Raw genomic sequence first — 19,530 nt, 5'->3', positions numbered from 1 at the left:
TCAACGGCACCCTCACCGTCACCGCGATCGTCATCTGGCTCCGCGACACCGTCCAAGAGCCATCAGAAGCGACCTAGTGGGGTGGTGAGGGGGGCTGTGTGTCGGCTGCGGGTGGTTCGTGGCTGGTCGCGCAGTTCCCCGCGCCCCTAAAAGACCCGCGGCTCGCCGTGCGTCGGGAAGCGGGCGCTCAAAACCTGCGGCTCGCCGCGCGTCAAAAGGCGGGCGCTCCCCCAAGAGCGCCCGCCTTTTTCGTCCCGCCCCTTCTTTCCCCCGTGCTCCCCCACCCTTTTCCGGCCGACGCCCACCCCCGTGACGGCGCCGGCCGGTGTCTGAAGGTGCCGGGTGATGCCCTCCCCCGAGGGAGCACCGCCCGGCGATCACGAGATTAGGCCGGGTGTACGCATGAGCGGGGGGTTCGGTTGTGGCACCACGCGGCCATGGCCGGGAGATGCCAAGAGGTCACGGCGGGTGACTCGAACGCAGGTACGGCGAAATCGCGGATCGGATACCGTCTGCCAGACGCCACCGACAGATCTCGGCCGCAGGGCGGCCTTCGCAGGGGGAGCCATGCTGGAGACCATCGGCATCGACCAGTCGACCCACGACGTGTACCGGTCTTTGCTGCTGCACCCCTCCTGGACCCTGGAGGACATCGCCCGCGAGACGGGTCTCGCGGAGGCGGACGTACGCAGTGCGCTCGACCGGCTGACCCAACTCTCCCTGCTGCACGAGGCCGCGGGCCACCAGTTCGTGCCCGTGAGTCCGGAAATCGTCCTCTCGCCGCTGTTGCAGCGCAGGGAGGCGGAGTTGGACGAGCAGCGGGCCCGGCTGTCCCAGGAGCGGGCCGCGCTGGCCGCGCTGACCTCGGACTACGCGAACATGGCGGCGCACCGCGTGGACAGCGGGGTGGAGCGTCTGGAGGGCGTGGACGCGGTGCGGGTGCGGCTGATGGAGTTGGCTCATCAGTCACGGGTCGACGTACGGACCTTCGTGCCGGGCGGCGCGCTGAGCGCGGCGGCGCTGGAGGCGGGGCGGCCGCTGGACGAGCGGCATCTGAGCCGGGGTGTGCGGATGCGGACGGTGTATCTCGACAGTGTCCGCAACGACCAGCCGACGGTGGAGTACGCGAACTGGCTCGCCTCGCGCGGCGGCGAGACCCGTACGGTTCCGGCCCTGCCGATGCGGATGATCCTCTCCGACCACACGACCGCCGTGATCCCGATCGACATCGACGACAGCCGCAAGGGCGCGCTGCTGATCCGCTACCCCGGGATGGTGCGGGCGCTGGGCGAGCTGTTCGACATGGTGTGGGAGAACGCGGTCCCCCTCGGCTCGGCGCCCCAGGACGCGCCCCCGGACGCCCCCACGGACCGCGAGGCGGCCCTCCTGAAGATGCTGGCGGCCGGCCTGACGGACGAGGGCATCGCCCGCAAGATGGGCGTCTCGCTGCGGACGGTCCGGCGCAACACGGCGGAGTTGCAGCGGCGGTTGGGCGTGCAGAGCAGGTTCCAGGCGGGCGCGGAGGCGGTTCGGCGAGGTTGGCTGTGAAGTCGCCGCCGGAGTTCCTGCGGGTTGCTGGCCGCTCCCTGCCATGACCGGGGGCTGACAGCTTCCTCCGGCCGATCTGCGTACGTCCGGTGCCTAAGGTCGCCCCGTGTACGCAGTCAAGGTCGTTCTCCTCCCGTCGGCGTCCGTCGCCATGCCCAGCGACCAGCGGCTGGACGCCGTTGCCGAGACCACGAGAGCCGCCCCGCAGCCGGGTATCGCGCATGTGTCGCTGGCCCGGTGGGGGCGGCGGCTGGTCGGCATGACGTTCGTGGAGGCGGGCAGCCTGGACGAGGCGCTGGACCGGGCGCGGGACGGCTGGACGGGCTGGCTGAGCGTGCCGGGGCTGCTGCCGGACTGGGAGCTGGGCGACTGTCGTCCGGACCGTTACCTGTACGGGGAACCGCGGGGCGGTCGGGTGGCGTGATCATCGGTGTTCCATGCGTGACCTGACTGGCATGTGACTGCCATGGCCTCCTGAGGCCAGCCGATGCACATGACATGAGCACGGGCGCCGGACCATCATCGAAGTACGGCAACGAAGAAGACGGGGCAATGACAATGAGACACATCACCGGTCGAGCCGTCCGAACCGCCCTCGCCGCGCTGGCGGCCACCACGCTGGTGGCGCTGCCGCTGGCGGTGGCGGGGCACCAGGCTTCGGCTTCGCACGGGCCGCAGGTCGTCGCCGCCGGCGACCTGCCCATCAAGACGCCGAAGGACCCGAACGGGGACACCACGGGTAGCTGGGTCTGGGACGACTGGGAGTGAGCAGAGGGGCTTGATGAGAGGGCGGGTGCCGGGGGGCGCCCGCCCTCTCTCGTGCGGTCAGGGCGGGCAGGTCCCGGATTCCCCCGACGCCCGGTCGAGAGCGGGGCGTCGAGCGGCGATCTCCCCGCTCCCGACGAGCAGGTCGTCGGGCGTGCTGGAGCCCGGCGCGAGTTGTACGAGGACCCGGGTGCCCGGGGTGAGGGCGGTGTCGGTGACGAACGTGAGGGTCGCCGGGCCGGGCCTCGGACTGTAGGCGTGCGTCACCCGGAGCGTGACCTCGCTCCCGTGCACGGCGGTGACGGTCCCCTCCACGACCGTCGTGCCGCAGGCCGGGGACTCCGACGCGGTGGAACCCTCCGCCGAGGTCACGGACTTGTCGGCGGCGGAGCCCGCGTCACCGGGAACCGTGCGGCCGGACAGAAGCGCCGCCCCCGTGCCGAGCAGCCCCAGCACACCGACCGCGGCGACCCCGGCGAGCGCGATCCGCAGGCGCCGGTTCCGCGTGTCCCTGTTCCGGGTGACGGGGATGACCTGTGGATCCAACTCGTCGGCGATCAGCGCGAGTTGGGCACGGAGTACGTCGATGTCCTCACGGGCCGCGCGCAGTTCGGGGGTGTCCGGGGCCGACTCGCCGGTGATCGCGGCCAGGAGGGCGGCGTCGTCCTCGTACACATCGTCCTTCTCGGTCATCTCACACCACCTCGTCCTCGTGCAGCCGGGCCCGCAGCGCCTTGACGGCTGTGTGCAGGCGGCTCTTCACCGTGCCTTCGGGGACGCCGAGTTGCTCCGCGATCGACGCCACGGGGAGGTCGGCGTAGAAGCGGAGGATCACCACCTGGCGCTGGGGGGCGGGGAGTTGGTCCAGGCCCTGGGCGACCGCCAGGGACAGCACGCTGGTCTCCTCGCCGGAGGGCTCGGCCGCGTGGCGCAGGGCGGCGAGGCGTTCGCCCAGGCGCTCCTGGCGGCGTTTCGCGCGGTGCCAGTCCATCGCCAGGTTGGAGGCGACGACGGCCGCCCACGCGGAGACGTCGCGCGGGGCGTCGTACCCCTTCGCGGCGCGTTCCAGGAGCCGTAGGCGGACCTGCTGCACCCCGTCCGGCAGGTCCGTCTGCGGCACCCCGCCGAGGGCCAGGACCGCGCGGACCCGGCGCTCCTGTGCCGCGTCCAGGGGGTCCTCCTCCTCTTTCCGGTCGCGGCGCGTCGTTCTGCGCAGCACTGACACCCCTCCCCCTCGGCGTTTCCTCTACGACGCGGGGCGGGGGCGAAACGTTCGTGGGGTGTACGTCACATCCGGGGGCGGGGTGCGGAACGGATTGCGGCGGGCCGGGGTCCTGGGGCGAACATCTCCAGCTCAGGGCGGGTACGGCCGGAGTTCTGGAGCCGTTCCCTTTTACGCGTTCCGGTGTCGTGGGCAAAGAATTGGACAGGTGGACCGGGGTGGGCCGCATGATGGAAACGCCCCAGACACATCAGGTACAGCTACAGGGAGTCGCCGTGAGGGTCGGAATCGTCGGAGCAACCGGGCAGGTCGGGACGGTCATGCGCAGGATCCTCACGGAGCGCGCGTTCCCGGTGACCGAGCTGCGGTTGTTCGCGTCCGCCCGGTCCGCCGGGTCCGTGCTGGACGGGGTGACCGTCGAGGACGCCTCCACCGCGGACTACTCGGGGCTCGACATCGTGCTGTTCTCCGCCGGGGGCGCCACGTCCAAGGCGCTCGCCGAGAAGGTCGCCTCGCAGGGTGCCGTCGTCATCGACAACTCCTCCGCGTGGCGGATGGATCCCGAGGTGCCGCTCGTCGTCTCCGAGGTCAACCCGCACGCGATCACCGCGCGGCCCAAGGGGATCATCGCCAACCCCAACTGCACGACCATGGCGGCGATGCCGGTGCTGAAGGTCCTGCACGCCGAGGCGGGGCTCGACGCCCTCGTCGCCACGACGTACCAGGCCGTGTCCGGGTCCGGGCTCTCCGGTGTCGCCGAACTCGCCGACCAGGTACGGAAGGTGGTCGACGACGCGGAGAAGCTCACGCACGACGGCAGCGCCGTGGACTTCCCCGAGCCCGGGGTCTACAAGCGGCCCATCGCCTTCAACGTCCTCCCCCTCGCCGGGAACCTCGTCGACGACGGGGCGGGCGAGACGGACGAGGAGAAGAAGCTGCGCAACGAGTCCCGGAAGATCCTGGAGATCCCCGCGCTGAAGGTCTCGGGCACCTGTGTCCGCGTACCGGTGTTCACCGGCCACTCCCTCCAGCTCAACGCGCGCTTCTCCCGCCCGATCAGCCCCGAGCGCGCCCTCGAACTGCTCTCCTCGGCGCCGGGCGTCGTCGTCACGGACATCCCGACCCCCCTCCAGGCCGCCGGTCAGGACCCCTCGTACGTCGGCCGCGTCCGCCGCGACGAGACCGTGGACAACGGCCTCGCCCTGTTCGTGTCCAACGACAACCTGCGCAAGGGCGCCGCCCTGAACGCGGTGCAGATCGCGGAGCTGGTGGCGGCCGAGCTGAAGGGCTAGTCCCTTTCGACGGCGTACAGGAAGCAGCCGTACACCACCGAGCGCACGTGCACCTGGGCCACGTCCTCGTCCTCGAACGCCCTGCGCAGCGCCCCGTCGAAGTCCTCCCCCACCAGTTCGCCGCCCATGATGTGCCCCTCCGCCGAATAGCGGCGCAGGACGCGGTGGTTGTCGGTGAACGCGGGGGTCGTGGTGTCGGCGGGGCCCTCGCAGGGGGCCGCGTGGATGAAGACGGGGCCCTGTTCGTCGTACGCGCCGGGGTTCTTCGCCCAGCGGCGGAGTGGGGCGTACGTGATCAGGGCGATCCGTTCGCCCTTCTCGCTGTCGCGGAGGCAGCAGCGGAGGGGGGCGCCTCCCTCGGGGTCGGTATAGGGGTGGAGGGGGTTGCCGGCGTCGTCGACGGTGCGGAGGGACTCGGGGATCTCGCGGACCACATAGTTCATGTCCCCTACGTTCGCGCCCGGCGGCAGGATGTGCTGGCGGGTTCGCGACGTCGGGTTCGGGGGACGGCCGGGGCCGCGAGGAGGGCGAGGGCGGCGCCGAGGTAGAGGACCGCTGTCGGGCCGTACGCGTCCGCCGTGCGGCCTCCGGTGAAGGCGCCCAGGGCTATCGCCGAGTTGAAGATTCCGGCGAAGAGGGCCGAGGCCGGCTCCCTCGCGTGGGGGACCGTCGAGGTCAGCCAGGTCTGGGCCGCGACGGAGACGCCGCCGTAGAGGAGGCCCCAGAGGGTGAGGAGGGCGGCGGTCAGGGGGAGGGATGTGGCGGCCGGGGCGAGGAGTACCACGGTCGTACCCAGGGACGCGGCCACGAGCAGGAGGGTGCGGGCGGGGTTCGTGGGGGCGCGGGTGCCGATCAGGAAGGTGCCGGCCACGCCTGTCACTCCGTAGCTCAGAAGTAGTACGCCTGTCTCGCCCGGGGTCAGGGCGGGGACGCGTTCCAGGACCGGGCGGACGTACGTGTACGCGGCGAAGTGGCCGGTCACCAGGAGGGCTACGGCGGTGAGGCCCCGCCTGAGGCGCGCGTTCCTGAGGAGTTCGGGGAAGGCCGCCAGGCGTACCGGTGTCCGGGCCGGGAGGAGGGGGAGGGTGAGGTGCAGGGTCGTCGCGACGGCGGCCGCGAGGGCCGCCAGCGCCGCGAAGGACCAGCGCCAGTCGGCGAGGGAGCCGAGGAAGGTGCCCGCGGGGACGCCGATCACCGAGGCGAGCGCGATGCCCGAGAAGACGATCGCCGTAGCTCTGCCGACGTACCTCTCGGGTACGAGCCTCGCGGGGAGGCCCGCCGCGATGGCCCACACGCCGCCGATGCAGACGCCGACCAGGGCGCGGGCGACGAGCAGGACGGTCAGCTCGGGGGCGAGGGCCGAGAGGAGGTTCGCCGTGGCGAGGAGGGCCAGGAGGGCGGTGAGGACGCGCCGGCGGTCCGCGCCGCGGGCGGCCACGGGGAGGAGGGGCGCCGAGACGGCGGCGACCAGACCGGGGAGGGTGACGGCCAGCCCCGCCGTGCCCGTCGAGACGTCCAGGGAATCGCCGAGGGACGTGAGGAGGCCGACGGGGAGCATCTCGGTGGTGACGACGGAGAAGGTGGCGGCGGCGAGGGCGAGGACACCGGGCCAGGGGGTGGAGGACATGCGTCCACCTTTCGCGCCGGGCCCCCGGGGGAACAGGGTCCGTGGACAGTGGCTGGGTGCCGGGATACGGCACGTGGAAGGATGGCCACAACCCACGCATAACGAGGAGATGACCGCGTGCCTGGCACAAACCTGACTCGCGAAGAGGCTCAGCAGCGGGCTCAGCTGCTCACCGTTGACTCGTACGAGATCGATCTCGACCTCTCCGGGGCGCAGGAGGGCGGTACCTACAGGTCCGTGACCACGGTGCGCTTCGACGTCGCCGAGGGCGGCGGCGAGTCGTTCATCGACCTGGTCGCCCCGGCGGTCCTGGAAGTGACGCTGAACGGGGACGCCCTGGACCCCGCCGAGGTGTTCGAGGACTCCCGCATCGCGCTGCCCGGCCTGCTCGCCGGTCCGAACGTCCTGCGGGTCGTCGCGGACTGCGCCTACACCAACACCGGTGAGGGCCTGCACCGCTTCGTCGACCCGGTCGACCAACAGGCGTATCTGTACACGCAGTTCGAGGTCCCGGACGCGCGCCGCGTCTTCGCCTCCTTCGAACAGCCGGACCTGAAGGCGACGTTCAGGTTCACGGTCAAGGCGCCGACCGGCTGGACGGTGATCTCCAACTCGCCGACGCCCGAACCCAAGGACGACGTCTGGGAGTTCGAGCCGACGCCACGCATCTCGACGTACATCACGGCCCTGATCGTCGGCCCGTACCACTCGGTGCACAGCGTGTACGAGAAGGACGGCCAGTCCGTGCCGCTCGGCATCTACTGCCGCCCCTCGCTGGCCGAGTTCCTGGACTCCGACGCCATCTTCGCGGTGACCCGGCAGGGCTTCGACTGGTTCCAGGAGAAGTTCGACTACGCGTACCCGTTCAAGAAGTACGACCAGCTGTTCGTCCCGGAGTTCAACGCGGGCGCGATGGAGAACGCGGGCGCGGTGACGATCCGCGACCAGTACGTGTTCCGCTCGAAGGTCACGGACGCCGCGTACGAGACGCGCGCGGAGACCATCCTCCACGAGCTGGCGCACATGTGGTTCGGCGACCTCGTCACGATGGAGTGGTGGAACGACCTCTGGCTGAACGAGTCGTTCGCGACGTACACGTCGATCGCCTGCCAGGCGTACGCGCCGGACTCGCGCTGGCCGCACTCCTGGACGACGTTCGCGAACTCCATGAAGACGTGGGCGTACCGGCAGGACCAGCTCCCGTCCACGCACCCGATCATGGCGGAGATCAACGACCTCGACGACGTCCTGGTCAACTTCGACGGGATCACGTACGCGAAGGGCGCCTCGGTCCTGAAGCAGCTCGTCGCGTACGTCGGGATGGACGCGTTCTTCCAGGGCGTGCAGGCGTATTTCAAGGCGCACGCCTTCGGGAACACGCGCCTGTCCGACCTGCTCGGCGCGCTGGAGAAGACCTCCGGGCGTGACCTCAAGTCGTGGTCGAAGGCGTGGCTGGAGACGGCCGGGATCAACATCCTGCGGCCGGAGATCGTCACTGACGCTTCCGGCGTCATCACCTCGTTCGCGATCCGCCAGGAGGCCCCCGCGCTGCCGGCCGGCGCGAAGGGCGAGCCGACGCTCCGTCCGCACCGCATCGCCGTCGGCCTGTACGAACTCGACGACGAGACCGGCAAGTTGGTGCGTGACGAGCGCATCGAGCTGGACATCGACGGCGAGCTGACGCCGGTCGCCGAGCTGATCGGCAAGCGCCGCCCGGCAGTCGTCCTCCTCAACGACGACGACCTGTCGTACGCGAAGGTCCGCCTCGACACGGAGTCCCTGGCCTTCGTGACCGAGCACCTCGGCGACTTCGAGTCCTCCCTGCCGCGCGCCCTGTGCTGGGCGTCCGCCTGGGACATGACCCGGGACGCCGAACTCGCCACGAGCGACTACCTCTCGCTGGTCCTCTCCGGGATCGGCAAGGAGTCGGACATCGGGGTCGTCCAGTCCCTCCAGCGGCAGGTCAAGCTGGCGCTGGAGCTGTACGCGGCACCGGCCAGGCGCGAGGCTCTGCTGACCCGTTGGACGGAAGCGACGCTGGAGCACCTGCGCGCGGCCGCCCCCGGCGGCGACCACCAGCTCGCGTGGGCACGGGCGTTCGCGGCGACGGCCCGGACGGAGTCCGAACTGTCGCTGCTCGTGGGCCTGTTGGACGGCTCGTCCACGATCGAGGGGCTCGCCGTCGACACCGAGCTGCGCTGGGCGTTCGTCCAACGCCTCGCGTCCGTCGGGCGGTTCGGCGAGGCGGAGATCGACGCCGAGTACGGGCGCGACAAGACGGCGGCGGGCGAGCGGCACGCGCTGACGGCCCGCGCCTCCCGGCCGACCGCCGAGGCGAAGGCCGCCGCGTGGTCCTCGGTCATCGACTCCGCCGACCTGCCCAACGCCCTTCAGGAAGCCGTGATCGGCGGGTTCGTCCAGCCGGAGCAGCGCGAGCTGCTCGCGCCGTACACGGAGAAGTACTTCGAGGTCGTCAAGGGCATCTGGGACTCCCGGTCCCACGAGATCGCCCAGCAGGTCGCGATCGGGCTCTACCCGTCGGTCCAGGTCTCCCAGGACATCCTGGACCGTACGGACGCCTGGCTCGCCTCCGCCGAACCGAACGCCGCGCTGCGGCGGCTGGTGTCGGAGTCGCGGTCGGGCGTCGAGCGTGCGCTGAAGGCGCAGGCGGCTGACGCGTAGCGGTACGTGCTCACCAGGGGCGCCCGGCGTTTTCGCCGCCGGGCGCCTCTCGTTTCACACCTTCTGGAGTTCGCGCGGCTTCGGTGCCGGTGCCGTACGGGTGGTGGCGGGCCTCAGCTGTCCGAGGACCGTCGCTCCCAACGCCACGCCCATGCCCACGAGTTGGAGTGCCGTGAGGGACTGGTCCAGTGCCGCCCAGCCGACGACCGCCGCGGTGACCGGGGAGAGGGAGCCGAGCAGGGAGACCTGGGTGACGGAGAGGCGGCCGATGCCGCGGAACCAGAGCCAGTAGGCGACGGCCGTGTTGGCGAGGGCGAGGTAGAGGTAGCCGCCGATCGCGCGGGCGTCGAGGGCGGGGGGCGCCCCTTCGACGAGGAGGGCGAGGGGGGCGATCAGGAGGCCGCCGGCCGTGAGCTGCCAGCCGGCGAGGGTGAGGGGTCCCGCGCCCTCGGGGCGGCCCCACTTCTTCGTCAGGACCGTACCGGCGGACATGGACGCCGTGGAGGCCACCGCGGCCGTCATACCCAGGGTGTCCAGCGCACCGGCCCCCTTGAGGACTACGAGGGTGACGCCGAGGGCCGCCGCTATGCCGGTGAGAAGGGGGCGGACGCTCGGACGCTCGCGGAGCAGCAGCGTCGAGAGGGCCAGCACGAACAGGGGCCCCACCGAGGAGACCGCCGCCGCGAGCCCGCCGGGCAGGCGGTACGCGGCGAGGAACAGCAGCGGGAAGAACGCGCCGATGTTGAGGGCGCCCAGCACACCCGCCTTCCACCACCAGGCGCCGCGCGGGAGGGTGCGGGTGAGGGCGAGGAGGAGCAGGCCGGCGGGGAGGGCGCGCATGAGGCCGGTGAACAGGGGGCGGTCCGGGGGGAGGAACTCCGAGGTCACGGCGTAGGTGGTGCCCCAGGAGACGGGGGCGAGGGCGGTGAGGAGGACGGTGGCGGATCTCATGGGACACCTCGGGTAGGGCACCTCGGGCGGTTAGCTCGATGATGATTAGCTCAACGGCGATTAGCTTAGCTCTAAGCTAATCAGAGTCAAGCTACTCAGGAGCAAGCCGGTGCCGCTTGAGATACTCCTCCCATGAGCACGCCCCCCAAGGACCCCGTGGACGCGATCGTCGACCAGTGGGCCGTCGCCCGCCCCGACCTCGACACCGCCGCGATGGAGGTCTTCGGCCGCATCTCCCGCATCGCCCGCGCCATGGGCGACCGCGCCGAGCGCGCCTACGCCCCGTACGGCATCTCACGCGGCGAGTTCGACGTCCTCGCGACGCTCCGCCGCTCCGGCGAGCCGTACTCCCTCTCGCCCCGTGAACTCTCCTCGACCCTCATGCTCACGACCGGCGGCATGACCGGGCGCCTCGACAAACTCGAACGCGCGTCCCTGCTGCGCCGCTCGCCCGACCCCCACGACCGGCGGGCCCTGCGAGTCACCCTTACGGAGGACGGCCGCAAGGTCGTCGACCAGGCGGTCGCGGCCGGACTCGCGGTCCAGCAGCGGGCGATCTCGGTCCTGGACGCACAGAAGGTCGGCCAACTGGCCGACCTTCTGCGGGAGCTGCTGCCGGGGGCTACACAGGAGTAGCCCTCGGGGGGTACCCGGTTAATACCCAGGGGGTACCCGCGTTGTTCAGGAAGCGGACGTCACGCCTTCGACGCCTTGGGCTCGCGGTCCTTCGACTTGTCGAGGACCCAGACCAGGCCGAAGATCGCGAGGAAGATGGCGATCGGCGCCACGACGAACAGGCCCAGCGTGTCGACGACACTCAGGCCCGGACCCGGATCGTCACCGTCGTCGCGCGTGAGCGCGAGCGCGGGGGACGACAACAGCAGCATCATCAGCGTCGTACCGGCCGCCAGGGTGCCGGCGCGCAAGGCGTTCTTCTTGTCCACGGTGCAAAAGTAGCGAACGCCGGGGGCGGGCGCTCGTCCGGGGTGCCTTAAGGGAGGGGCGGAGGGGGCGGGCGGGGTCCCTCGCGGGTCCGGCCGCCCGGCGCCGCTCACGGGAGCAGGACGACCTTTCCGCGGTTGCCGCGCGCCTCGATCACCCCGTGCGCCCGGCCCGCCTCCGTCAGCGGGAACTCCGCGAAGATGCGGGGGCGCAGCGCGCCGGTGTCGTACCGCTCCCACAGTTCGCCGATCCACCGCGCGTACGTCTCCGGCTCGCGCCGCGCGAGAGCCGCCATCTGGAAGCCGGTGACCGAGGCGCTGCGGACGAGGAGTTCGTACGCGTCGACGCTTCCGCCGCCCGAACCGAACGCGACCAGTCGTCCGCCCGGTGCCAACGCCCGTACGGCGGGCCCGAGTACGTCGCCGCCGACCCCGTCGAGGACGACGTCCACCGGCTCGCCCCAGCTCTCGTCGCCGTACAGCACCACCTCGTCGGCGCCGAGTCCGCGCACGAACTCCCCTTTGCCGGCGCCGCTCACGGCGGCCACGACGCGGGACGCGCCCCGGATGCGGGCGAGTTGCAGGGCGAGTGAGCCGATCGCGCTGGCCGCTGCCGTGACGAGGACCGTGTCGCCCTTCTCGACTCGCCCCGCCTCCAGGGCTCCTCGCGCCACGGCGCCGCTGCGGACCAGCGCGACGGCGTCGGCCGCGCTCGCCCCTTCGGGCACGGGTGACGCGAACTCCTGGCGGAGGAGGGCCAGTTCGGCGTAGGCGTGGGAGAAGCAGAGGCCGGTGACGCGGTCGCCCGGCTCGAACCCCGTGACCCCTTCCCCTACGGCCACGACCGGCCCCGCGACCTCCCCGGCCAGCGGGCCGACGCCCTCGCGGACCTTCCGTACGGCGGGCAGGGTGACGCCGATCGCCTCCGTCCGGACGAGGAGTTCGCCGGGGGCGGGGTCGGGGGCGGGGGCGGGGGTCTCTTCCAGGAACAGCACTTCGGGGCCGCCGCTGGCCTCGTACCGGACACGCCGCATGGCCACCTCCTCGTAGTCACCGGGGATGCCGGCCGATGCCGGGCCCTGTAGTCGTTGGGGTTCCCAACGGGTTCCGAGATTAGGGGCAAGGTCGTTGGGATGTCCAACGGTTTCTGGTTAGGGTGCGGGCATGAGCGAACCGCGTGCCCTCACCCACATCCAGTCCCTCCCCAGTTGGCTCGCGGGCCGGGTCGCCGCGCGGGGGCGTGAGCTGGTCGCGGAGGCGTTCGCGGCGGAGGGGCTGCGGCTGCCGCAGCACGCGGTGCTGGCGGCCGTCGCCGAGCACGGGCCACTCGCCCAGGCGGACCTGGTGCGGCGGCTGGGGTTCGACGCGAAGGACGTCGTACTCGTCGTCAACCACCTGGAGGAGAAGGGGCTCGCGGTCCGGGAGGCGGATCCGGCGGACCGGCGGAAGAACGCGGTACGGGTGACGGCGCAGGGGGTGCGGGTGCTGGAGCGGTGCGCGGAGCTGGCGGAACGGGCGAACGCGCGGCTGCTGGCGCCGCTGGGGGCGGAGGAGGGGGAGCGGCTGATGGAGCTGCTGCGGAGGGTGCACGAGGCGGCGGGGGTGGCTCCTGAGGTGTAGTGCGGGACTACCTCAGAGTGAGCCCGCCCCCGCCGGCCCTGCGCTAGAAGGTCAGGTTCCAGGCGTCGATCCTGCCCGTGTCCGAGGCGGCGTTGTCGTTGACGCGCAGCTTCCAGGTGCCGTTCGCGACCTCCGAGGAGGCGTTCACGGTGTAGGTCTGGGCGATGTTGTCGGCGCTGCCGCCGGCGCGGTTGTGCAGCGAGTAGACGGTGCCGTCCGGCGCCACCAGGTCGACCGCCAGGTCACCGATGTAGGTGTGCTTGATGTCCACACCCACCTTGAGGGTGGCCGGGGCGTTGCCGGTCACGCCGGTGACGGCGATCGGGCTCTCCACGGTCGCGTTGTCGTTGATGGTGACGTCGGTGAGGTTCTCGAAGTACGCGCCGGGCGGCGGGGTGGCCCCGACGGCCTTGAGCGCGTCGACCTGGCCCTCGCCGAAGAACGCGTTGTTGGCCGTCGTGCCCGTGCAGCGGCTGTCCGAGGGGCAGGCGATGTCGTTGGCCTGGGCGGCCAGCTTGGCGCGGATCTGCGCCGGGGTGATGCCCGGGTCGGCGCTGGCGATGAGCGCCGCGACGCCGGCCACGTGCGGGCTGGCCATCGAGGTGCCGCTCTTGCTGCCGTAGCCGCCGCCGGGGACGGTGGAGTACACGTTGCTGCCCGGCGCCGAGACGTCGATGACGCCCTGCCCGAAGTTGGAGAACGACGCCTTGGTGACGCCCGTGCCGTTGGCCGCGACCGTGACCACGCCCGGCAGCTCGGTCGGGATGTCGATGCAGGCGTTGGTGATGGTGCGGGTGACCGGCGTCGAGTCGTTCGGGCTCGCGGTGTCGGTCGTCTTGTGGGCGAGGTCGTAGTTCTCGTTGCCCGCGGCGGCGACCTGGAGGGAGCCCTTGCTCTCGGCGTACGCCTGGGCGCGCGTGACGCCCTCGATGATGGCGGCCTGGTCGATGTTGTCCGGGCAGTTGAACTGCCACGGGTCCGTGTAATAGCTGTTGTTGGTGACCTTGAAGCCGTGGTCACCGGCCCAGACGAAACCGCAGATGGTGTTCTCGGCGAAGAAGAAGGCGTTGCCCGGCTCGGCGACCCGGACCGCGGCGATCTTCACTCCGGGGGCCACGCCGACGACGCCCTTGCCGTTCTTGGCCGCGGCGATGGTGCCCGCCACGTGGGTGCCGTGCGTGTCGACGTCCCGCCAGGCGCCCGCCCGCGTGTCGGGCTTGCCGTAGGCGCAGGACACCGAGTCGGCCGCGTCGAAGTTGGGCGCCAGGTCCTGGTGCTGGTCGTCCACGCCGGTGTCCAGGACGCCGACCTTGACCGAGGCGGAGCCCGGGTTCACGGCCCACGCCTGGTCGGCCTTGATCTGGCTCATGTCGGCCCGGACCGGCTCGCCGGCCGGGGTCGTGGACTGGGACGGGTTGGCCGGGAGCGCCGGGTTGTAGGCGTCGGCCGGGACGTCCGAGGTGCGCGTGGCGCCGACCTTCTGCACGCCCGCGACGCCGCGCATGGTGGCGGCGAACCCGCTGGACGCCGAGTGGGCGACGATCACGCCGATGGCGTCGAAGGTCGAGAAGACGGTGCCGCCGTTGGCCGTGATCGCCGAGCGGACCGCCGAACTGTCACCGGGGGCGGTGATGACGAGGTAGGCGCGCGTGCCGGCCACCCAGTCCGCGGTCGTGGAAGCCGGTGCGGCGGCCGGGGCGGGGGCCTTGGCGGCCGACGCCAGCGCCTTCGCGGCCGGCGTGGTGGCGGGGACGGGGAGCGTGCCCGCGAGGGCGCCCGGGGCGCCGAACGCGAGGGTGGCGCCGAGCGTGGCCGCGAGCACCAGCGTGCGTCTGGGGCGTCTGGATATGTGGGGTGTCATGCGTCCTCCGGAAACGGCCCGGCCGCGCCGAGGTCACCGGCCGGCCGTACGAAACTAGTGGTGGACGCAAGATGTCAGGTTCATGCCCACATACGGAAGTACCTTTCCGTGCAGGGACGCCGTAGCGGCATGGCTGAAAAACGATGTAGTGCGGGACTACCTCAGAGCTACCCGCCCGCCCTCAGCGCCTCGAACAGCCCATGCGCCCGAGCCGACCCCGCCAGCTCCTCCAGGCTCACCGGCCGCCCTTCCCCGTCCGCGACCGGCAGGCGCCAGTTCGGGTACTGGTCCCAGGTCCCCGGCAGGTTCTGCGGACGCCGGTCCCCGACCGCGTCCGGCAGCCACACGCCGACCAGCGAGGCGGGCGTACGCATCAAGTACCGGTACACGGCCCGGACTTGGGACTCCTCGTCACCGGCGCCCCCGCCGATCACCGCCAGCCACTCCCGGACGTCGGCAGCGGCGGCGGCCCGCTCGGCGTCCAGCGGGCCGTCCAACAGGCCCAGCCGGTCCCGGAGTTCGATGTGCTCACCGCTGAGGCGGGCGGCGGTCGACGGCAGGTCGTGGGTCGTCGCCGTGGCGAGGCAGTCGGCACGCCAGTGTTCCGCCGGGACGGGCCGCCCGTCCCCGTCCCAGTCCCGCTCGAACCACAGCACGGACGTCCCGAGCACCCCGCGCTCCCGCAGGGTCTCGCGCACACCGGGCTCCACGGTCCCGAGGTCCTCGCCGATCACGACGGCCCCCGCCCGGGACGCCTCCAGCACCAGTACGGCGAGCATCGCCTCCGCGTCGTAGCGGACGTACGCCCCGTCGACCGGCGCCTCGCCCTGCGGGACCCACCACAGCCGGAACAGCCCCATCACGTGGTCGATCCTGAGCGCCCCCGCGTACCGGAACAGCCCCCGCAGCAGGTCCCGGAACGGGCGGTACCCCGCCGCCGCCAGCCGGTCCGGACGCCAGGGCGGCAACCCCCAGTCCTGGCCGAGGGAGTTGAAGGCGTCGGGCGGGGCGCCCACGGACATCTCCCGGGCGAAGAAGCCCTGTTGGGCCCAGGCGTCGGCGCCGCCCGGATGCACACCGACGGCCAGATCGTGCACGACACCGAGCGCCATGCCCGACTCCCGCTGTACGGCGCCGAGTTGGGCGTCCACGTACCAGGCGACCCGGCAGTGGAAGTCGACCCGGCTCATCAACTCCAGCCGCGCGCGGGCGGTTTCCTCGGACCGGGGGTCCCTGAGCCCCTCCGGCCACCGCGTCCAGTCCGCGCCGTACACCTCCGCCAGCGCGCACCACGTCGCGTGGTCCTCCAGCGCCTCCCCCTGCGCGGCGAGGAAGTCGCAGTACACGGCCCGCCTCCCCGGGCCCAGCGGAACGGCGGCGACGGCCTCCAACGCCTCCCGTTTCAGCGCCCACACTGCGTCCCGGTCGATCAACTCGCCCTTCTCCAGGACGTCTTGCCGCAGCACGGCACCCCGGGCCTGGAGCGCGACGCCGTCGACGTACGCGAACTCCGGGATCTCCTCGACCCGCAGGTACACGGGATCCGGGAAGCGGCGCGAGGACGGCCGGTACGGCGAGGGATCTGTCGGCGGGCCCGGCACGGCCGCGTGCAAGGGGTTGACCTGCACGAACCCCGCGCCGAGCCCCCGCCCGGCCCACTCCGCCAACTCCCGCAGATCCCCGAGGTCTCCCATGCCCCAGGACCGCTGGGACAGCAGCGAATAGAGCTGCACGAGCACCCCGTACGACCGCGTGGCGGGCGTGGGCAGCCGGGCGGGCGCGACGACGAGATGGGCGACGCCGGTACGCCCGTCAGGGGCGGTGACGGTCAACTCGTGTACACCGAGGGGCAGTTCCCCACCCCACTCGCGGACCTCCCCGCCCTCGGTGACCACCCGCACCGCGCTCCCCTCGGGCAACTCAGGCACCGCACCCCCCGCCCACCACACCAGCGTCGGCGCCACCACCCGCTCCCCCAGCACCCGCCGCCGCTCCCCGAGCGCCTCGCGCACGGCCTCCGGACTCCCCGCGTCCACCCCCAACGCCGCGAGCACCCGCACCAACGCGGTCTCCGAAGCCTCGACCACCCGCCCCGGCCCCGGACTGAACGCCGGCGCGACCCCGTACGACTCGGCGAGCTGCGCCAGTTCCTCATCAGCCACGGCAACCTCCTCGGGAGGGGGGACGGGTCATCCCAGCACTACCCCGTGCGTACTTCACGGACTCCCCCACAACTCCACACACCGCCCACTACAGTCTCTGCTTGTGCTGTACGTCACACCTGGGGGGGTTACATGAAGGAGATGGCCAAGGGCTCGAACGTGGCGCTGGCGGCGTTGAGCGAGAACGCCGGTTCGGTGATCGTGAGCCTGAGTTGGGTGAGCCCGACCGGCGAGGGGGACGCGGATGTGTCGGTGCTGCTGCTGGACGAGAACGGGAAGGTGCGCAGCGACGGGGACTTCTACTTCTACAACAACCCCGTCGCCGCCGACGGCAGTGTGCAGATGCTCGGGAAGACGCCGACCGACAGCGGTGACGAGGACCGGATCAGCTTCGATCTGACCGTGGTCCCGCCGGGGGTCGAGCGGATCGTCGTGGCCGCGAGCCGCTACGGGGGCGCCGGGTTCGGGGAGTTGGAGGACCTCAAGGTGATCCTGGCCGACGGGAGCGGGGAGGCGCTCGTCGCGTTCGCCATCGAGGACGCGGGGGCTGTCAGCGCGATCATCTTCGGGGAGCTGTACCGGCGGGGCGAGGAGTGGAAGTTCCGGGCGGTCGGACAGGGGTACGACGCCGGACTCGCGGGGCTGGCGACGGACTTCGGCGTCGACATCGAGGACGATGCGGGCGAGGACGAGGCGGCCGGGCCGTATGAGGGACAGCAGGGGGACCTGCAAGAGACTGCGCCGGAAGCCGGCCGAGAAGCCCCACAAGTCCTGCCGCAGGAACCCGTGTTGGGACTCGTCCCCGCGCCCCGGCCGGCCGCCGACGAAACGGTGCCGAAGAAGCCCGTGCGACCCAGGACCGCGAAGAAGAAAGTCACCGTCCCCAAGGCCCCTAAGAAGTCCCTCGCGGAGAACGAGACTTGGCGACAGGCACGCCTCTTCCCCGCCTCCGCCCTCAAGAGCGACCGGGACCGTGAGACCCGCGCGACCTCCGTCCTGCTGTCGGTCATGGCCCAAGTCCCCGAGTTCGGCCGCAGGCTCACCGCCGCGTTCGGTGCCCCGGCCGGCCGGATGGAGACGTTCACCGAGGTCTCGTTGCCGCACGGCGACACCCCGAGGCGCCCGGACGGGGTGATCCGGATCGAGCGGGCCGGGAAACTCTGGACCGCGCTGGTCGAGACGAAGACCAACGGCAACGCCCTCAAGTCCGAGCAGGTGCAGGCGTACATGGACATCGCCGCGCGTCGCGGGTACGAGGCCGTCATCACCCTGTCGAACGATGTGGCCCTCGAAGGCAGCCCTCTGGTGGACGTCAAGGTCGACGGACGCCGCAAGCACAAGGTCGCCCTGTGGCACCTCTCCTGGGCCGAAGTCGCCCACCAGGCGCAGATGTTGATCCGCCACGAGGGCGTCGGCGACAAGGCGCACGCCTGGCTGCTCCTGGAACTGCTGCACTACCTCCGCCACGACAACTCCGGCTGCCACGGCTTCCAGAACATGGGCGCGGCCTGGGTCCCCGTACGCAACGGCATCGACGACGAGACCCTCTGCGCGGGCGACCCGCGCGCGCTGGACGTCGTGGAGAGCTGGGAGCGCCTGGTCCGGCAGATCTGTCTGAGTCTCGGCGGCGAGCTGGGCCAGAAGGTCCTGCCGGTCCAGCGGGCGAAACGCGGCGCCGACCCGAAGGAGCGCCGCAGCCGCCTCGCGGACCAACTCTGCCTGGACGGACGCCTCTTGGCGGAACTCCGGATCGAGGGGGCGCCGGGCATCCTCGCGGTGAGCGCGGATCTGCGGACGGCGAGGCTCCGTACGTCGATCGAGATCCCGGCGCCGGAGCAGGGCTACCCCCTCACCTGGGTGAAACGCCTGGTCCGCCGCCTCGCGGACGCCCCCGCCGACCTCCACGTCGAGACGCTCGTCGAGGGCGACACGGGGACCGGACCGCGCGGCACCCTCGAACGCCTGCGCCCCGAACCGGCGGACCTCCTCCCGAAGAACCCCGACACCCGCATCACCGGCTTCCGCCTCTCCCTGCTCAAGGGCATGGGCAGCGGCCGGGGCAACGCGGAGTCGGGGTTCATCCGCAGCGTGGACGACGCGGTGAACCGCTTCCACACGGGCGTGGTCGTCCACCTGGACAAAGCGGGCGCGGCCTAGAAGTCGTCGGCCCCGTTGCGCAGTTCGTACGTCCAGTACCCGGTGAGCGCCTTCGCCGGGTCCACGGCGATGCCGTCCGTGCCGGGTGCCGTGACGGTGATGACCGTGGCGTCGCCCTCCAGCATGACCTGGAACGCCGTGACGGGCTCGTTGTCCTCGTCGACGCCGCCGTCCGACAGCTTGACCAGGGCGTAGGCGGGGGCGCCGGCCGCCAGGACGACCGGGGTCGCGGGCTTGCTCTTGGCGACGGCCGGGACGTCCTGCTTGTGGCTCTCCAGGAACTGGACGCGCGGGAAACCGGCGAGGCGGCAGGAGTGCCGGGTGGTGTTCTTCGCGGTCAGCACGATGTGGGTGTAGGGCGGGCCGTCCTGGAGGGCGGCGGTGATACGGACGTCGGCGGCGGCGCAGGCCGGCGTGGAGGCGGTCGCCTTGCCGCCGGTGGCCCCGGCGGCACCCGAGCCCTTGGAGCCCGAGGCCCCCGTGGAGCCCGAAGCCGAATCGCCCGACCCCGCCGTACCGGCGGTCTTGTCGACCGCCGACGTCGCGGCCACCGGAGCGGACGCCACCGTGGCCTCGGGCTTCGCCGCCCCCGAGGTCTCGGTACCCGTGCCGCTCTGGCAGGCGGTGAGGGAGAGCGCGAGGGCCGTACCCGCGAGGGCGAGCGTGGAGCGGTGCAGTGCGGTGTTCATGGTGGGGTTCCCC

General features: G+C 71.8%; 18 protein-coding genes. 8 read left to right on the top strand and 10 right to left on the bottom strand.

Annotated features, from left to right (window positions below; all coding sequences use genetic code 11):
- The first annotated feature begins 567 nt into the window (after nucleotides 1-567).
- The 3 genes from ACLZOT_RS41445 (at nucleotide 568) to ACLZOT_RS41435 (ending at nucleotide 2,316) form a co-directional block, all read left to right on the top strand.
- Nucleotides 568-1,548 carry a LuxR C-terminal-related transcriptional regulator gene (locus ACLZOT_RS41445; RefSeq protein ID WP_416974377.1) on the top strand — a complete coding sequence of 327 codons (981 nt, stop codon included), beginning with the start codon at nucleotides 568-570 and terminating at the stop codon, nucleotides 1,546-1,548.
- A gap of 106 nt (nucleotides 1,549-1,654) precedes the next feature.
- Nucleotides 1,655-1,972, top strand: a complete 318-nt coding sequence (locus ACLZOT_RS41440) for a hypothetical protein (protein ID WP_416974376.1) — start codon at nucleotides 1,655-1,657, stop codon at nucleotides 1,970-1,972.
- A gap of 128 nt (nucleotides 1,973-2,100) precedes the next feature.
- Entirely contained in the window at nucleotides 2,101-2,316 is a 216-nt protein-coding gene (locus tag ACLZOT_RS41435) for a hypothetical protein (RefSeq protein WP_416974375.1), read from the top strand.
- A gap of 57 nt (nucleotides 2,317-2,373) precedes the next feature.
- On the opposite strand, the gene ACLZOT_RS41430 is transcribed toward ACLZOT_RS41435, so the two are convergent.
- Both ACLZOT_RS41430 and ACLZOT_RS41425 read right to left on the bottom strand, forming a co-directional pair.
- On the bottom strand, nucleotides 2,374-3,006 hold the full coding sequence (locus ACLZOT_RS41430) for a hypothetical protein (protein WP_416974374.1): 633 nt from the start codon (nucleotides 3,004-3,006) through the stop codon (nucleotides 2,374-2,376).
- Between the two features lies 1 nt (nucleotide 3,007).
- Complete coding sequence (locus ACLZOT_RS41425) at nucleotides 3,008-3,532, bottom strand: RNA polymerase sigma factor (RefSeq protein WP_416974373.1); 525 nt, start codon at nucleotides 3,530-3,532, stop codon at nucleotides 3,008-3,010.
- A gap of 278 nt (nucleotides 3,533-3,810) precedes the next feature.
- Here ACLZOT_RS41425 and ACLZOT_RS41420 point away from each other — a divergent pair, with 278 nt between their 5' ends.
- Nucleotides 3,811-4,827: an aspartate-semialdehyde dehydrogenase gene (locus ACLZOT_RS41420; RefSeq protein WP_416974372.1), complete on the top strand. Its 1,017-nt coding sequence runs from the start codon at nucleotides 3,811-3,813 to the stop codon at nucleotides 4,825-4,827.
- On the opposite strand, the gene ACLZOT_RS41415 is transcribed toward ACLZOT_RS41420, so the two are convergent.
- Entirely contained in the window at nucleotides 4,824-5,270 is a 447-nt protein-coding gene (locus ACLZOT_RS41415) for a DUF1203 domain-containing protein (protein ID WP_416974371.1), read from the bottom strand. The genes ACLZOT_RS41420 and ACLZOT_RS41415 overlap by 4 nt on opposite strands.
- 5 nt (nucleotides 5,271-5,275) lie before the next feature.
- A complete protein-coding gene (locus ACLZOT_RS41410) occupies nucleotides 5,276-6,454 on the bottom strand; it encodes an MFS transporter (RefSeq protein WP_416974370.1) in 1,179 nt (392 codons plus the stop codon).
- 117 nt (nucleotides 6,455-6,571) lie between these two features.
- On the opposite strand from ACLZOT_RS41410, the gene pepN reads away from it, so the two are divergent.
- The gene (gene pepN, locus ACLZOT_RS41405) at nucleotides 6,572-9,136 is read left to right on the top strand and encodes an aminopeptidase N (RefSeq protein ID WP_416974369.1); all 2,565 of its coding nucleotides are present in this window, start codon (nucleotides 6,572-6,574) and stop codon (nucleotides 9,134-9,136) included.
- A gap of 54 nt (nucleotides 9,137-9,190) precedes the next feature.
- Here pepN and ACLZOT_RS41400 read toward each other — a convergent pair whose 3' ends face one another.
- Nucleotides 9,191-10,087 (bottom strand): EamA family transporter, encoded by an 897-nt coding sequence (locus ACLZOT_RS41400; RefSeq protein WP_416974368.1) that lies wholly within the window; start codon nucleotides 10,085-10,087, stop codon nucleotides 9,191-9,193.
- A gap of 132 nt (nucleotides 10,088-10,219) precedes the next feature.
- Between ACLZOT_RS41400 and ACLZOT_RS41395 the strand changes: the two genes are divergently transcribed.
- A complete protein-coding gene (locus ACLZOT_RS41395) occupies nucleotides 10,220-10,723 on the top strand; it encodes a MarR family winged helix-turn-helix transcriptional regulator (protein ID WP_416974367.1) in 504 nt (167 codons plus the stop codon).
- Nucleotides 10,724-10,782: 59 nt separating this feature from the next.
- Here the strand turns inward: ACLZOT_RS41395 and ACLZOT_RS41390 are convergent, their stop codons facing one another.
- Both ACLZOT_RS41390 and ACLZOT_RS41385 read right to left on the bottom strand, forming a co-directional pair.
- Nucleotides 10,783-11,031 (bottom strand): hypothetical protein, encoded by a 249-nt coding sequence (locus ACLZOT_RS41390; RefSeq protein ID WP_416974366.1) that lies wholly within the window; start codon nucleotides 11,029-11,031, stop codon nucleotides 10,783-10,785.
- Between the two features lie 107 nt (nucleotides 11,032-11,138).
- Nucleotides 11,139-12,062 (bottom strand): quinone oxidoreductase family protein, encoded by a 924-nt coding sequence (locus ACLZOT_RS41385; protein ID WP_416974365.1) that lies wholly within the window; start codon nucleotides 12,060-12,062, stop codon nucleotides 11,139-11,141.
- A gap of 130 nt (nucleotides 12,063-12,192) precedes the next feature.
- Here ACLZOT_RS41385 and ACLZOT_RS41380 point away from each other — a divergent pair, with 130 nt between their 5' ends.
- A complete protein-coding gene (locus ACLZOT_RS41380) occupies nucleotides 12,193-12,648 on the top strand; it encodes a MarR family winged helix-turn-helix transcriptional regulator (protein WP_416974364.1) in 456 nt (151 codons plus the stop codon).
- Nucleotides 12,649-12,691: 43 nt separating this feature from the next.
- On the opposite strand, the gene ACLZOT_RS41375 is transcribed toward ACLZOT_RS41380, so the two are convergent.
- Together ACLZOT_RS41375 and malQ are read right to left on the bottom strand one after the other, a co-directional pair.
- On the bottom strand, nucleotides 12,692-14,470 hold the full coding sequence (locus ACLZOT_RS41375) for a S8 family peptidase (RefSeq protein ID WP_416974382.1): 1,779 nt from the start codon (nucleotides 14,468-14,470) through the stop codon (nucleotides 12,692-12,694).
- Between the two features lie 206 nt (nucleotides 14,471-14,676).
- On the bottom strand, nucleotides 14,677-16,671 hold the full coding sequence (malQ, locus tag ACLZOT_RS41370; RefSeq protein ID WP_416974363.1) for a 4-alpha-glucanotransferase: 1,995 nt from the start codon (nucleotides 16,669-16,671) through the stop codon (nucleotides 14,677-14,679).
- A gap of 132 nt (nucleotides 16,672-16,803) precedes the next feature.
- On the opposite strand from malQ, the gene ACLZOT_RS41365 reads away from it, so the two are divergent.
- Nucleotides 16,804-18,828, top strand: coding sequence for a TerD family protein (locus tag ACLZOT_RS41365; RefSeq protein WP_416974362.1), 2,025 nt, complete (start codon nucleotides 16,804-16,806; stop codon nucleotides 18,826-18,828).
- On the opposite strand, the gene ACLZOT_RS41360 is transcribed toward ACLZOT_RS41365, so the two are convergent.
- Nucleotides 18,825-19,517 (bottom strand): DUF4232 domain-containing protein, encoded by a 693-nt coding sequence (locus ACLZOT_RS41360; RefSeq protein WP_416974361.1) that lies wholly within the window; start codon nucleotides 19,515-19,517, stop codon nucleotides 18,825-18,827. The genes ACLZOT_RS41365 and ACLZOT_RS41360 overlap by 4 nt on opposite strands.
- Between the last annotated feature and the right edge of the window lie 13 nt (nucleotides 19,518-19,530).

This window comes from Streptomyces sp. 4F14 (assembly GCF_048159485.1).
Classification (GTDB): Bacteria; Actinomycetota; Actinomycetes; order Streptomycetales; family Streptomycetaceae; genus Streptomyces.
The sequence above is the reverse complement of the archived record's forward strand: the minus strand, read 5'-3'. Positions and strand labels throughout refer to the sequence as shown.

What these genes read in the sequence shown, in the direction of transcription:
- ACLZOT_RS41400 (WP_416974368.1), bottom strand. Translation starts at nt 10,087, where the DNA reads ATGAGATCCGCCACCGTCCTCCTCACCGCCCTCGCCCCCGTCTCCTGG.
- ACLZOT_RS41435 (WP_416974375.1), top strand. Translation starts at nt 2,101, where the DNA reads ATGACAATGAGACACATCACCGGTCGAGCCGTCCGAACCGCCCTCGCC.
- ACLZOT_RS41415 (WP_416974371.1), bottom strand. Translation starts at nt 5,270, where the DNA reads ATGAACTATGTGGTCCGCGAGATCCCCGAGTCCCTCCGCACCGTCGAC.
- ACLZOT_RS41385 (WP_416974365.1), bottom strand. Translation starts at nt 12,062, where the DNA reads ATGCGGCGTGTCCGGTACGAGGCCAGCGGCGGCCCCGAAGTGCTGTTC.
- ACLZOT_RS41360 (WP_416974361.1), bottom strand. Translation starts at nt 19,517, where the DNA reads ATGAACACCGCACTGCACCGCTCCACGCTCGCCCTCGCGGGTACGGCC.
- ACLZOT_RS41380 (WP_416974364.1), top strand. Translation starts at nt 12,193, where the DNA reads ATGAGCGAACCGCGTGCCCTCACCCACATCCAGTCCCTCCCCAGTTGG.
- ACLZOT_RS41430 (WP_416974374.1), bottom strand. Translation starts at nt 3,006, where the DNA reads ATGACCGAGAAGGACGATGTGTACGAGGACGACGCCGCCCTCCTGGCC.
- ACLZOT_RS41410 (WP_416974370.1), bottom strand. Translation starts at nt 6,454, where the DNA reads ATGTCCTCCACCCCCTGGCCCGGTGTCCTCGCCCTCGCCGCCGCCACC.
- ACLZOT_RS41395 (WP_416974367.1), top strand. Translation starts at nt 10,220, where the DNA reads ATGAGCACGCCCCCCAAGGACCCCGTGGACGCGATCGTCGACCAGTGG.
- ACLZOT_RS41365 (WP_416974362.1), top strand. Translation starts at nt 16,804, where the DNA reads ATGAAGGAGATGGCCAAGGGCTCGAACGTGGCGCTGGCGGCGTTGAGC.
- ACLZOT_RS41445 (WP_416974377.1), top strand. Translation starts at nt 568, where the DNA reads ATGCTGGAGACCATCGGCATCGACCAGTCGACCCACGACGTGTACCGG.